Below are 12675 nucleotides of genomic sequence, written 5' to 3'. Positions count from 1 at the left end.
CCCTTTCATCCGAACAAGCCCCGACATGTTCAGACCTCTTTTCGTATTCATCGGTACGCGCTACACCCGTGCCAAGCGTCGCAACCATTTCGTCTCGTTCATTTCCCTGACTTCGATGATCGGCCTCGCCCTGGGCGTGGTGGTGATGATCGTGGTGCTCTCGGTCATGAACGGCTTCGATCACGAGATGCGCACCCGCGTGCTGGGCATGGTGCCTCACGCCACCCTGGAAACTGGCCAGCCGATCGATGACTGGCCCGCCCTGGCCGAGAAAGCCAGGCGCAATCCCCAGGTGCAGGCGGTTGCGCCGTTTACCCAGATGCAGGGCCTGCTGACCCATGACGGCAAGGTGCAGAAGGTTCTGCTCAATGGCATCGAGCCGGCCCGCGAGCGCGAGGTGTCGATCATCGACGACTTCGTCCGCCAGGGGCGCCTGGACCAGCTGGCACCTGGCAGCTGGGGCATCATGATCGGTGACAAGGCCGCGGCCAAGCTGGGCGTGGGGGTCGGCGACAAGCTCACCTTCGTGGCGCCGGAGGTCAGTATCACTCCGGCCGGGATGTTCCCGCGCATGAAGCGTTTCACGGTGGTCGGCATCTTCCATGTCGGTGCCGGCGAGATCGATGGCTACCTGGGGCTGACCAACCTGTCGGACCTGTCGCGCCTGCATCGCTGGAAAGCCGACCAGGTGCAGGGCTTGCGCCTGAAGTTCGACGACCTGTTCCAGGCGCCACGCGTGGCCTGGGACATCGCCCAGCGCCTGGGCGAACAGGAATTCTATGCCCGCGACTGGACCCGTACCCATGGCAACCTGTACCAGGCCATCCGCATGGAGAAGGCGATGATCGGGCTGCTGTTGCTGCTGATCGTGGCCGTGGCGGCCTTCAACATCATTTCGACCCTGGTCATGGTGGTCAACGACAAGAAAGGCGATATCGCGATCTTGCGCACCCTTGGCGCCACGCCGCGGCAGATCATGGCCATCTTCATGGTCCAGGGCACGGTCATCGGGGTGCTTGGAACCTTGGCCGGGGCCGCGCTCGGCATTCTCGCGGCGCTCAACGTGAGTGCCGCCATCGCCGGGCTGGAGAAGCTGATCGGGCACAAGTTCCTCAATGCCGACGTGTATTTCATCGACTACCTGCCTTCGCAGATCCTCGCCCGAGACGTATGGATGGTCTGCGGCGCGGCATTGGTCCTGAGTTTCCTCGCCACCTTGTATCCGGCCTGGCGCGCGGCGCGCACCCAGCCGGCGGAGGCGCTACGTTATGAGTGAGTCGCGCATGAGTGAAAAAGCCGTACTGAGCTGCCGCAACCTGGGCAAGTCCTACGAGGAGGGGCCGGAATCGGTGCAGGTGCTGTCGGGCCTGCAATTGGAGCTGCACCCTGGAGAACGGGTCGCGATCGTCGGTAGCTCCGGATCGGGCAAGAGTACCTTGCTCAACCTGCTGGGGGGGCTGGACACCCCGACCGAGGGCAGCGTCTGGCTCGCCGGCGAAGAGCTGTCGGCCCTTGGCGAGCGGGCCCGGGGGCTGTTGCGCAACCGGGCGCTGGGCTTCGTCTACCAGTTCCACCACTTGCTGCCGGAGTTCACCGCCCTGGAGAACGTGTGCATGCCGTTGCTGATCGGCCGCACGGCGATTCCCGAGGCTCGCGAGCGGGCCTGCGCCTTGCTCGAGCGGGTCGGGCTGGGGCACCGGCTCAACCACAAGCCGGCCGAGCTGTCAGGTGGCGAACGCCAGCGCGTGGCCATCGCGCGCGCCCTGGTCAACCGGCCTGGCCTGGTGATGCTCGACGAGCCCACCGGCAACCTCGACCATCATACGGCGCAAGGTATCCAGGAGCTGATGCGCGAGCTCTCGGGCGCTTCGCGCACGGCGTTCCTGGTGGTGACCCACGACTTGAGCCTGGCGCGCCAGATGGACCGTGTGCTGCGCCTGGAAGATGGCCAGCTGGTGCCGATCTGAATCGATCGCACGGGGCAGGCGTGCTGCCCCGTTCCTATTTTCCATTGGATGTTCCCTCACATGTTCAGACCCTTGCCCTTGTTCATCGGTGCTCGCTACACCCGTGCCAAGCGCCGCAATCACTTCATCTCGTTCATCTCGATGACTTCGATGATCGGCCTGTCCCTGGGCGTGCTGGCGATGATCGTGGTGTTGTCGGTGATGAACGGCTTCCAGCGCGAGATGAGTTCACGCATCCTTGGCCTCGTGCCGCACGCCAGCATCCTGGGCGTGCAGCCTCTGGATGACTGGCGCGGCGTCGCCGAGGCCGCCATGCGCAACCCGGCGGTCGTGGCCGCCGCGCCGCTGACCGAAATGGAGGGCATGCTTTCCTACAAGGGTGGCATGCAGCCGATCCAGGTCAGCGGCATCGACCCGGCGCAGGAGGGCAAGGTGTCCATCGTCGGCCAGCACATCGTCCGGGGTGACCTGCAGGCGCTGCGGCCAGGGGAATACGGCGTGGTGCTGGGCGAGCTGACCGCCAAGCGCTTTGGCCTCGACAGTGGCGACAAGCTGACCTTGATCGTGCCCGAGATCAGCAGTGCCCCCGGCGGCATCACCCCGCGCATGCAGCGGCTCACGGTGGTCGGGATCTTCAAGGTCGGGGCCGAGCTGGACGGTTCGCAAGCCTATGTGCATGTCGCCGATGCCGGCCAGATGCAGCGCTGGGCGCCGGGCCAGGTGCAGGGCGTACGGCTGAAGCTGCATGACCTGTATGCCGCGCCGCAGGTCTCCAAGGCCATCGCCGCCGCGCTCGGCGACGGCTATCGCGCCGATGACTGGTCGCACACCCAGGGCAGCCTGTTCAGCGCGATGAAGATGGAGAAGACCATGATCGGGCTGTTGCTGCTGATGATCATCGCCGTCGCGGCCTTCAACATCATCGCTACCCTGGTGATGGTGGTGAACGACAAGGGCGCCGATATCGCCATCCTGCGTACCATCGGCGCCACCCCGGCGCAGATCATGGGCACCTTCATGGTCCAGGGCAGCCTGATCGGCGTGGTGGGCACGTTGCTCGGTGGCGTGCTGGGCGTGATCGCCGCGCTCAATGTCAGCCAGATCGTCGGCTGGCTGGAGCGCATCAGCGGCCAGCATATCTTCACCTCCGACGTGTATTTCATCAGCAGCCTGCCATCGGAGCTGCAATGGGGCGATGTCGGCCTGATCTGCACGGCCGGGCTGGTGATGAGCTTCCTGGCGACGATCTACCCGGCCTATCGCGCCTCGCAGGTAGAGCCGGCCTACGCCTTGCGCTACGAGTGAACCCTGTCCCGGCAGCCGGGGCGCCTCGTGGTGCTCCGGCTCAGGGCACCGGCAACTCGATCACGAAGCAGGTCCAGCCTGCGTCACATTCGGCGGTGATGGTTCCAGCGTGGGCCTGGATGATCGAGCGAGTGATCGCAAGGCCCAGGCCGGCGTGCTCGCTTCGACCTTCCCGGCGTGCCGGGTCGGCGCGCAAGAAACGGTCGAACAGGCGGGGCAGCAGGCTGGGTTCGATGGCAGGTCCGGTATTGGCAATGACGATGCGCACGCGCTGCGCACTGGTATCGCAACTGACCCGGACCGTTCCGGCGGGCGGGGTGAAGCGCAAGGCATTGTCCAGCAAATTGGAAAAGGCCCGGCGCAGCATGTGCCGGTCACCGTGCAACCAGGCCTGACCGTTTCGTGCCAAGGTGATGCCTCTGTCTTCGGCGAGCAAGGCATGGTATTCCAGCAGCGCATCGAGCTCGTCATGCAGCGTCAATTTCTGGCGGCTCGGGGTCAGCAAGCCGTGATCGGCCTTGGCCAGGTAAAGCATGTCGTTCACCAGCTGGGCCATCCACTGGAGCTCCTCGAGGTTGTCGTGCAACGCTTCCCGGTACTCTTCCAGGTTGCGTGTGCGCGTGAGCGTGACCTGAGTGTGGGTAAGCAGGTTCGACAGCGGTGTGCGCAGCTCGTGGGCGATATCGGCGGAAAAGGCCGAAAGACGCTGGAAGGCTTCCTCCAGGCGTTCGAGCATGGCATTGAGCGTTTCGCCCAGGTGGGCCAGCTCCTCGGGCATTTGTGTCACCGGCAGGCGCGTGGTCAGCGAGCGGGCCGAAACGTTCGCGGTGATTCGACTCATCTGGCGCAGCGGTCGCAGGCCGCGGCGTACGGCCCAGGCCCCGAGCAGGGCGGTGGCCAGCGCCGACAGGCCGACCGTCAACCAGATCAACCGCTGCATGTGTTGCAGAAAATGCTGGTGATGGGTGATGTCGAGGAACAGCGCCAGCTGCGGTGAGCGAGGCTGGTCATCGCGCAGGCGGGCAGCCAGGACTCGGTAGTCGACGCCGTCGGCATGCACGCTGGTCAGCCCCAGCGGCTCCAGGGCGCCTGGCAAGCCGTCCCGGCTGTCGAACCATATGCTGCCATTGGCTGCACGTATGCGCAGGGCAAGCTCGGCCTGATGGCCAAGCGCTTCGCGCAGGCTCGCCAGGTGCTGGGCCAGATCGTCTTCGGTGTCGAGCATGGCGAGCAGGTTGCGCAGCGATGCCAGGCGGGGCTGAAGCAACTGCTGGTCCAGTTCGATGAAGTGCCGTTCACTGGCGCTGCTGAACAGGATGCCTGCCAGCAGCGATACCACGGCGCTGCAAGCGGCGAACAGCATGGCCAGACGCGTGCCGAGCGAGACGCGGTGCATCAGGCCTGGCGCTCTTCGAGCACGTAGCCCATGCCACGTACCGTGTGGATCAGCTTGTCGGGATGGGGGTCGTCGATCTTCGCCCGCAGGCGGCGGATCGCCACTTCGATGATGTTGGTATCGCTGTCGAAGTTCATGTCCCAGACCTGCGAGGCGATCAGCGACTTGGGCAGTACCTCGCCCTGACGTCGCAGCAGCAGCTCGAGCAAGGCGAATTCCCTGGCAGTCAGGTCGATACGCTGGCCGGCGCGCTCGGCACGCCGACGCACCAGGTCAAGGCGCAGGTCGCGCAGGCCGAGGCTGGTTTCCTGGGACGGTTGGCTGCCGCGCCTGAGCAAGGTCCGCACGCGTGCCAGCAACTCGGCGAAGGCGAATGGCTTGACCAGGTAATCATCGGCGCCCAGTTCCAGGCCTCGCACACGGTCCTCGATGGCATCACGCGCGGTCAGGAACAGAACCGGCATGGGCAGGCCCGCCTGGCGCACGGCCTGGAGGATCTGCCAGCCATCGCGACCGGGCAGCATGACATCCAGAATCAGCAGGTCGTGTTCGCCGCTCAGGGCCCGTTGCAGGCCAGCGTGCCCGTCGTCGACAAGCTCGCTGGCGAAGCCTGCTTCGCTCAGTCCTTGGCGCAGGTACTGGCCGGTTCTGGCCTGGTCTTCGACGATCAGCAGCTTCATGGTTCTACACGATATCCGGGAATGGGCCGCGTCATCATACGCCAGGGCGCCCCGGCAGACCCAAGCTGACAAAGATGTAATCCAGCCGTCAGCGTACTGGCAGGCCCAGGTGGCTAGGCTGTTGCTCCAATCCACGCGTCCATTGGAGCCGTCCTACATGAAGCACCTTTCGATCGTTGCCCTGCTGGCGTTGAGCACTTTGTCGTCTCAGGCTGGCGCCACGCAGGCCTTCGCCTTCGGTGAGCCAGCCGATGCGGCGAAGGCCGACCGTACCGTCCAGGTCGTGCTCGAGGACATTGCCTTCGAGCCGAAAAGCCTGCGCGTCAAGGCGGGCGAGACGGTGCGCTTCGTGGTGATCAACCAGGGCCGCCTGCCCCATGAATTCAACCTGGGGGACAAGGCCATGCATGCCGAGCATCAGAAACAGATGCTGGCCATGCCCATGTCGGTTCAGGGTGGCGCCACGGGGCACGGCGAGCATCAGCATGCCGCGCATGTCCATGACCACCCCAACAGCGTGCTGGTCATGCCCGGCCAGCGCGCAGAGCTCGCCTGGACATTCAAGGCTGGGGCGCCGATCGAATTCGCCTGCAACGTGCCAGGGCACTACCAGGCCGGCATGGTCGGTCCGTTGACCATCGAGTAATGTCGCCCCCAAGCGGACAGGCAAAGTCGGTAGAATGACGTCATTTCACGTTTCACGGAACAGACTCCATGCATCGCGCTGTAGAAGATTCGCCGCTTGGCAAGACCAGCGAATACGTCGCTACCTATACGCCTTCCCTGTTGTTTCCCATTCCGCGCGCGGCCAAGTGGGCCGAGCTCGGGGTCAGCGCCGAGGCCTTGCCATGGCAGGGCGTGGACTACTGGAACTGCTTCGAGCTGTCCTGGCTGTTGCCATCGGGCAAGCCGGTCGTGGCCATCGGTGAGTTCGCCATCGCAGCGGATTCGCCGAACATCATCGAGTCGAAGTCGTTCAAGTTGTACCTCAATTCGCTGAACCAGACCGTATTCGAATCCACCGATGCGGTGCGGGCCTGTCTGGAGCGAGACCTGTCGGCCGTCGCCGGCAAGCCGGTGGCCGTGCAGGTGCGCAGCCTGGAGCAGGTCGAGGCCCAGGGCGTGACCGGCCTGCCGGGTCGGTGCATCGACGACCTGGAGATCAGTGTCAGCGATTATGCCCGGCCGCGTCCCGAACTGTTGCGTTGCGACCCGGCGCGTCAGGTGGCAGAGACCTGGCACAGCCACTTGCTCAAGTCCAATTGCCCAGTGACCGGCCAGCCGGACTGGGGAAGCGTGGTGGTCGAGTATCGAGGCAGCGCCCTGGAGCCGGCCAGCCTGCTGGCCTACCTGGTCAGCTTCCGCCAGCATGCGGACTTCCATGAACAATGCGTGGAACGCATCTTCCTCGATCTCCAGCGATTGCTGGACCCGCAGCACCTTACCGTGTACGCCCGGTACGTGCGTCGTGGCGGGCTGGACATCAATCCGTATCGCAGCACCGGGCCGATCGCGCTGGGCAACGTGCGCCTGGTTCGCCAGTGAGCGCAGGCGGGCCCGCGCTGCCTGACAGCTGGCACGGACGGTTGGTCAGGCTCGGCTGACCGTGCTGTTCGTGGCGACATGGCACAGCGCCCGGCATCGGCCAGGCGCTGGCTTCAGATGCCCATGCTATGGAGATGGGTGGCGATATTGCGCAGGGTGGCGGTAAGGTCCGGATGGGCGGCCTCGAAGCGCTCGACCGCCAGGTTGACCCCATCGGCGAGGTTGTTGTCCTGGGTGGCCTCCTCCAGTTTCAGCTGGGCCTCGATCTGCTGCATGAGGGCATGCAGGTGGTCGCGTTCCTCCAGCGAAAGCGGTGGGTTCTTCTCCAGTTGCTCGCGCAGGCTATCGAGTTGCTCTTGAAGTTCGCGGGCAGGCATGGGTGTTCTCCCTCAGTGAATAGGCACAGGCATGGACCTCGGCCGAGCGGCAAAGGTTCTCGCCTGCCTTGAAAGCGTAATTCACCCTGCGTGGCTCTGCCCGAGCGCAATCGGCATGACTGTTTCAGGGCTTTTCGCCTTTTTGGCGGCGTCGGCTGATGTCAGCCAGGCAGGTGTCGAGGTCTTCCAGGTGGTCGATGACCGAATGCACGCCAAGGTCGAACAGTGCCAGGGTGGCCTTGCTGCGCAGCAAGTCACGGTCCTGCTGGCTCATCGACTGCCAGCCCAGGCTGGCAAGGTCGCAGGCGGGACTGCAAGTGGCCAGGCCGACCGTCCAGAGCCCCGCGTTGAGCCCCGACAGCAGCTGGCGTGGCTCGCCGCTGACCAGCACGCAGCCCTCCAGGCGCGGGCTGCCTAGGCTCATCAGCGCCTGCCAGCAGGCATCGGGGGCAGGCCAGGAAGGCGCCTGCAAGGCTTGTCCGGGCAACCAGTCCGGAAGCATGGCGGCCAGCCGCGCGGCCTCGGCGCTGTCCAGTTCGTCGATCCAGATGCACGGCACCTGCTGGCGGTGAAGCGCGCCAAGGCTGTCCAATGCACCGGGGGCGAGCGAGGGTTCGCCGTCGTGGGGCCGGACCAGGCAGCCGCGCAGGCCGAACAGCACCGCGGTGAGGTTGGTCGCATCCGGCATGGAAACGTCCCTGAAATAATCTGGAGGCTAGCCGGTGATCGTTACCGTTGGATGACAGATACCGCGCAGGACAGCTTGCTGGCAAACAGGTAAAACTGTTTATCGCAACCGCAGTCTTTATACTGACGCCCAATCCGCAGTGCGCCTTGGCGCATATCACCCTGAGATTCGATGGAGAGTTATCTATGCGCGCGATCGGCGCCGGTGTGATCGAACGAATCACCCAGGCCTTCTTCTGTGCCAGCCTAACGTTGATGCCCCTGGCAGCGAGTCAGGCGGCCACCGAGGAAGATCCTTGGGAGGCCGTCAATCGCCCGATCTTCAAGTTCAATGACGTGCTTGATACCTATGCCCTCAAGCCGTTGGCCAAAGGCTACCAGGCGGTGACTCCACAGTTCCTGGAAGAGGGCATCCACAACGTGTTCAGGAACCTGGGCGATGTCGGCAACCTGGCCAATGACGTTCTTCAGCTCAAGCCCCATGCGGCGGGGGTGGATACCGCGCGCCTGATCGTCAATACCACCTTCGGGCTGGGCGGGTTCTTCGACGTCGGCACTCGCATGGGGTTGCAGCGCAACGACGAGGATTTCGGCCAGACCCTCGGTTACTGGGGCGTTGGCAGCGGCCCGTACGTGGTCATCCCGTTCCTCGGCCCAAGTACCGTGCGCGATGCAGTGTCCAGGTATCCCGATACCTATACGCGGCCGTACCGTTACCTGGACCATGTGCCGACCCGCAATTCCATCTTCGCGCTGGACATCATCGATACCCGCGCCGACCTGCTGTCGGCGGAAAAGCTCATCAGCGGTGACAAATACGTCTTCATCCGCAATGCCTACCTGCAGAATCGCGAGTTTCGCGTCAAGGATGGCGAAGTGGAGGACGACTTCTAGAAAGCGCCAGCCTGCCGAGGCAGCCTTCGAGCCGTGTAGGCTGCGTGGGCTGCCTCGGGGCGAGCAGTACCTGGTTGCCTTTACTTGAGTACCAGCAGCTTGTAGGTTCCTGCTTCGCTCTCGATGCCATGGGTGTCATGGGTGAAGCCTGGGAAGGCACTGTCGAAACGCTCGAGCGCGGTCAGGTAGGCCAGCACCGGCCCGTCTGCCGGGCCAGCGTTCTCCCCCGGCATCAGCAACGGGATGCCGGGCGGGTAAGGCACGATCCCCGTGGCGACGGTCCGACCCGCCACCTGTGCCAGGCTGACCCGTTCCACTTCGTTGCGTACCAGCTTCTCATAGGCTTGCACCGGGCTCAGCTTGGCCTCGGGCAGCATGGCGAATGCCTGGGCCATGGTCGATGTGGTGCGATGTGCTTTCATGGCCGCGAAGATCTCCTCGGCCAGGTCGCGCAAGCCCATGCCGGTGTAGCGCTGCTGGTTGGCGGCGACCAGCCCGGGCAGGCAGAGCTCGAGTTCCAGGTTGCTGTCATGGTCTCGCTTGAAGTCCAGCAACGCATTGACCAATGTTCCCCATTTGCCTCGGGTGATGCCGATGGAGAAAAGGAACAGGATGGTGAAATCCGTGGTTTTCTCCACGACGATACCCTGGTAGCCCAGATAGGCGCTGAGCACGCAGGCCGGGATGCCGGTGTCCATGAGCTGGCCATCCTCGCCCATGCCTGGGGTGAGCACCGAGACCTTGATCGGGTCAAGCATGCAGTAGCCGTCCTCGATATCGCCGAAACCGTGCCATGGCTCGCCGGGGCGTAGCACCCAGCAGCGCGGATCGCTCTTCAAGGTTGCGGCAGGGGCGTCGTGGAATGCCACCGGGGCGCCGTCCAGATGGACTTGCGGCGGCTGCCAGCAGGAGAAGAACCACTCGCCCTGGGTCGACATCTCGTTGTGCATGCGCGAGATGACCTGGCGGAAGGCGATGGCTTCCTCGATGGATTCGTTGGTCAGGATCTCTCCGCTGGGCGCCTCCATCATGGCCGAGCTCACGTCGCACGAAGCCATGATGGCGTAGTTGGGCGAGGTGGAGGCATGCATCATGAACGACTCGTTGAAGCGTTCGTGGGCAATGGGGTTGCGCCCGTCGCGGACATGGATCATCGACGCTTGGGAGAGCGCGGCCAGCAACTTGTGGGTCGATTGGGTGGCGAATACGGTAGGCCCGCCGCGATCGTGGTCCTGGGGCCTGCCATGCATGGCGAAACGGTTCTTGTAGAGCGGATTGAAGCGGGCATAGCCGTACCAGGCTTCGTCGAAGTGCAGTCGGTCAACGCTCTGGCCCAGCAATTGCTCGACCCGGGTCACATTGTAGGTGAGCCCGTCGTAGGTGGAGTTGGTGATGATCGCGTGGACCGGAGTGGGGTCGATGTCGGGGCCTGCCAGAGGATTGCTGGCGATGGCGGTGCGTATCGCCTCTGCACTCAAGCGCTGGGGTGGAATCGGCCCGATGATGCCGTAACGGTTGCGCGTGGGCAGCAGGTAGGTCGGGATCGCCCCCGACAGGGTCATCGCATGTTCGACCGACTTGTGGCAGTTTCGATCGCACAGCGCGACCTGGCCGCGGGTCACGCTGGCCATGAGAATCACCCGGTTGGAGGTGGACGAGCCATTGGTCACGTAGTAGGTGCGATGGGCGCCGAATACCTTGGCTGCATAGCGTTCGCCCTGGCCAATGGGGCCGCTGTGGTCGAGCAGCGAGCCGAGTTCGCTGACCGAGATCGACAGGTCCGAACGTAGCAGGTTCTCGCCGAAGAATTCGTAGAACGCCCGGCCAGCCGTGCTTTTCAGGAAGGCCGTGCCGCCCGTGTGACCTGGCGTGTGCCATGAATACTCGTAGGATCGCGCGAATTTCAGCATGGCTGCGAACATCGGCGGCAGAACGTTCTGGCGGTAGCGCTCGATCGCGGCGAGGATGCGCCCGCTGAGGAAGCGACTGCTGTCTTCGGGCAGCCAGATGAAGTCGTCGGCGTGCTGCATCACCAGCAAGGGAATGTTGGAGGCCGTGCTGCGATCGCTGAGCAGGAATACCGGCACTCGGGTATTGCGTCGGCGCAAGGTCGCAAGCAGCTCGATGCAGGCTGCGTGCCCCTCGCTGCGGTCCAGCTCCCAACTCAGCAGCACGCACTGGATGGCCGGGTCGGACTGCAGGATGGCCGTGGCATCGTCCAGGGACTCGGAAACCAGCACGCTGATGGCGCGCTCCTCCACGTCGCTGATCAGCTGGTCCAGGGCACGGCCGAACACCGTGCGTTTGTCAGGCGTGCTGGCGATCAGCAGCGCCAGCATGCCAAGCAGTCTGCGTTGGTCGGTCATGGGCGGGTCTCCGCGGTGGATGCAAGCTCGTTGACGGGTATGGGCGGCTGGCTCAGGTGCTGGGCGCCGACAGTCTGCACTGGCACGCTGCGGTTGAGCGCTTCGAGGCGAATCAGACGATTGTTGACGAAGCCGAACAAGGTGTAGCCGAAGATGGTGGCCAGCCCGCCCATCATCAGCGCCTGCTCACCCGAGTTGTACAGGGCCAGGTAGCTGTAGGCGGTCGCTACCCAGGCGATGAGGTTGGTGACCAGGGCCTTGCCCGGCGGTACCTGCGAGGCCTTCTGCAAGGTCATGAGGGCGGCCATGGACAGGATGTAGGGCACCAGGTTGGTGACCACCGCCAGGTTCACCAGGGTGTCGAACTGCTTGCTCAGGTCCGGACTGATGGTCAACAGGCCCAGGGCCGTCTGGCCGGCCAGCAGGATCAGCATGCCGATGATCGGGGTGCCGGCCCTGTTGGCCTTGGCGAAGACCGGCAGGAAGTAGCCGGTGTCGGCCGAACTCTTGAACACCTGGGCGATGGTGAATTGCCAGCCCAGCAGCGAGCCGACGCAGGCAAGCACCATCAGCGCCATCACGGCATTGCCGACCGCGGGATTGAACATCTTGGCGAAGGCCAGCCCGAACGGCGCGGTGGATGCAGCCAGTTCGGGGTTGTCGACGATGCCGGCGATGACGTTGGTGGAGAGGATATAGATCACCGCTGCACCCAAGGTGCCGCCGAGTACCGCGATCGGCACGTTGCGTTCGGGGTTTTCCACGGCGTCGGTATTGGCGCAGGCCGACTCCAGGCCCAGGAAGGCCCAGAGCGTGATCGCCACCGACGCGCCCGCTGCCTCGAACCAGCTCTTGTCGTGCGGGTTCCAGCCGGCGGCATAGATGCTGCTGTCGAACCAGAACCAGCCGATGGTCGAGACCAGCACGACCGGGGCGATCACGCCCCAGACCGTGACGGCTCCGATCTTTCCGGTGACGCTGGCACCGCCGAAATTGGCGAATGTGGTGATCCACAGAAGCGCTATGGTCGCCAGGGCGACCTGGAGCGAATCGAGTCGCAGGTCGAACAGGACCTGGATGTACCCGACGGCCGTGATGCTGATCGCGACGTTGGCGATCAGCAGCGACAACCCATAGGTGTAGTTGGTGATGTAGTTGCCGCCCTTGCCGAAGGCATACTCGGCATAGCCGCCCATGCCACCGGTCTTTCGGCTGAGCATGCCGCAGCGGGCGAAGGCATAGGCCAGTGCCAGGGAGCCCGTGGCCGTGACCAGCCAGGACAGGACCGAGATCGCGCCTACTTCGGCAAGTTTCGCCGGCAGCAGGATGATGCCTGACCCAAGCATGTTGACCGCTGTCAGCAAGGTCAGTTGAACGACGCTCATTTTCCTGGGCGTTGCCATTGTCGTATTCCTTGACGGACCGAAGTATTAGGCATAGCAAAACCTCGCCATATGA

12 protein-coding genes are annotated in these 12675 nt (G+C 64.2%); 6 read left to right on the top strand and 6 right to left on the bottom strand.

Annotated elements, in window-relative coordinates:
* The first annotated feature begins 25 nt into the window (after nucleotides 1–25).
* The 3 genes from ACY8GK_RS08870 to ACY8GK_RS08860 are packed head-to-tail and all read left to right on the top strand — an operon-like array spanning nucleotide 26 to nucleotide 3272.
* Nucleotides 26–1276, top strand: coding sequence for a lipoprotein-releasing ABC transporter permease subunit (locus ACY8GK_RS08870; RefSeq protein WP_196180120.1), 1251 nt, complete (start codon nucleotides 26–28; stop codon nucleotides 1274–1276).
* 7 nt (nucleotides 1277–1283) lie between these two features.
* Nucleotides 1284–1967: a lipoprotein-releasing ABC transporter ATP-binding protein LolD gene (gene lolD, locus ACY8GK_RS08865; protein WP_196180119.1), complete on the top strand. Its 684-nt coding sequence runs from the start codon at nucleotides 1284–1286 to the stop codon at nucleotides 1965–1967.
* Between the two features lie 60 nt (nucleotides 1968–2027).
* On the top strand, nucleotides 2028–3272 hold the full coding sequence (locus tag ACY8GK_RS08860) for a lipoprotein-releasing ABC transporter permease subunit (protein WP_462402845.1): 1245 nt from the start codon (nucleotides 2028–2030) through the stop codon (nucleotides 3270–3272).
* 40 nt (nucleotides 3273–3312) lie between these two features.
* Here the strand turns inward: ACY8GK_RS08860 and ACY8GK_RS08855 are convergent, their stop codons facing one another.
* Both ACY8GK_RS08855 and ACY8GK_RS08850 read right to left on the bottom strand, forming a co-directional pair.
* On the bottom strand, nucleotides 3313–4668 hold the full coding sequence (locus ACY8GK_RS08855; protein ID WP_462402844.1) for a heavy metal sensor histidine kinase: 1356 nt from the start codon (nucleotides 4666–4668) through the stop codon (nucleotides 3313–3315).
* Nucleotides 4668–5348, bottom strand: a complete 681-nt coding sequence (locus tag ACY8GK_RS08850; protein WP_196180115.1) for a heavy metal response regulator transcription factor — start codon at nucleotides 5346–5348, stop codon at nucleotides 4668–4670. The genes ACY8GK_RS08855 and ACY8GK_RS08850 overlap by 1 nt, the downstream gene beginning before the upstream one ends.
* A 157-nt stretch (nucleotides 5349–5505) precedes the next feature.
* Between ACY8GK_RS08850 and ACY8GK_RS08845 the strand changes: the two genes are divergently transcribed.
* Both ACY8GK_RS08845 and queF read left to right on the top strand, forming a co-directional pair.
* Nucleotides 5506–5994: a cupredoxin domain-containing protein gene (locus ACY8GK_RS08845; RefSeq protein WP_462402843.1), complete on the top strand. Its 489-nt coding sequence runs from the start codon at nucleotides 5506–5508 to the stop codon at nucleotides 5992–5994.
* 68 nt (nucleotides 5995–6062) lie between these two features.
* Nucleotides 6063–6893 (top strand): NADPH-dependent 7-cyano-7-deazaguanine reductase QueF, encoded by an 831-nt coding sequence (queF, locus tag ACY8GK_RS08840; RefSeq protein ID WP_462402842.1) that lies wholly within the window; start codon nucleotides 6063–6065, stop codon nucleotides 6891–6893.
* A gap of 113 nt (nucleotides 6894–7006) precedes the next feature.
* Here queF and ACY8GK_RS08835 read toward each other — a convergent pair whose 3' ends face one another.
* Nucleotides 7007–7270 carry a DUF4404 family protein gene (locus ACY8GK_RS08835; RefSeq protein WP_196180112.1) on the bottom strand — a complete coding sequence of 88 codons (264 nt, stop codon included), beginning with the start codon at nucleotides 7268–7270 and terminating at the stop codon, nucleotides 7007–7009.
* Between the two features lie 124 nt (nucleotides 7271–7394).
* Nucleotides 7395–7958 carry a phosphonoacetaldehyde phosphonohydrolase-related protein gene (locus ACY8GK_RS08830; RefSeq protein WP_196180111.1) on the bottom strand — a complete coding sequence of 188 codons (564 nt, stop codon included), beginning with the start codon at nucleotides 7956–7958 and terminating at the stop codon, nucleotides 7395–7397.
* Nucleotides 7959–8143: 185 nt separating this feature from the next.
* Here ACY8GK_RS08830 and ACY8GK_RS08825 point away from each other — a divergent pair, with 185 nt between their 5' ends.
* Nucleotides 8144–8851, top strand: coding sequence for an MlaA family lipoprotein (locus tag ACY8GK_RS08825; protein WP_196180110.1), 708 nt, complete (start codon nucleotides 8144–8146; stop codon nucleotides 8849–8851).
* An 80-nt stretch (nucleotides 8852–8931) separates the two neighbouring features.
* Here ACY8GK_RS08825 and ACY8GK_RS08820 read toward each other — a convergent pair whose 3' ends face one another.
* Together ACY8GK_RS08820 and potE are read right to left on the bottom strand one after the other, a co-directional pair.
* On the bottom strand, nucleotides 8932–11217 hold the full coding sequence (locus ACY8GK_RS08820; protein ID WP_462402841.1) for an Orn/Lys/Arg family decarboxylase: 2286 nt from the start codon (nucleotides 11215–11217) through the stop codon (nucleotides 8932–8934).
* The gene (potE, locus tag ACY8GK_RS08815) at nucleotides 11214–12620 is read right to left on the bottom strand and encodes a putrescine-ornithine antiporter (RefSeq protein WP_462402840.1); all 1407 of its coding nucleotides are present in this window, start codon (nucleotides 12618–12620) and stop codon (nucleotides 11214–11216) included. The genes ACY8GK_RS08820 and potE overlap by 4 nt, the downstream gene beginning before the upstream one ends.
* Nucleotides 12621–12675 lie beyond the last annotated feature (55 nt).

The sequence above is a fragment of the Pseudomonas sp. Marseille-QA0332 genome (assembly GCF_054950175.1).
This window is presented reverse-complemented; position numbering and strand designations above follow the sequence as displayed.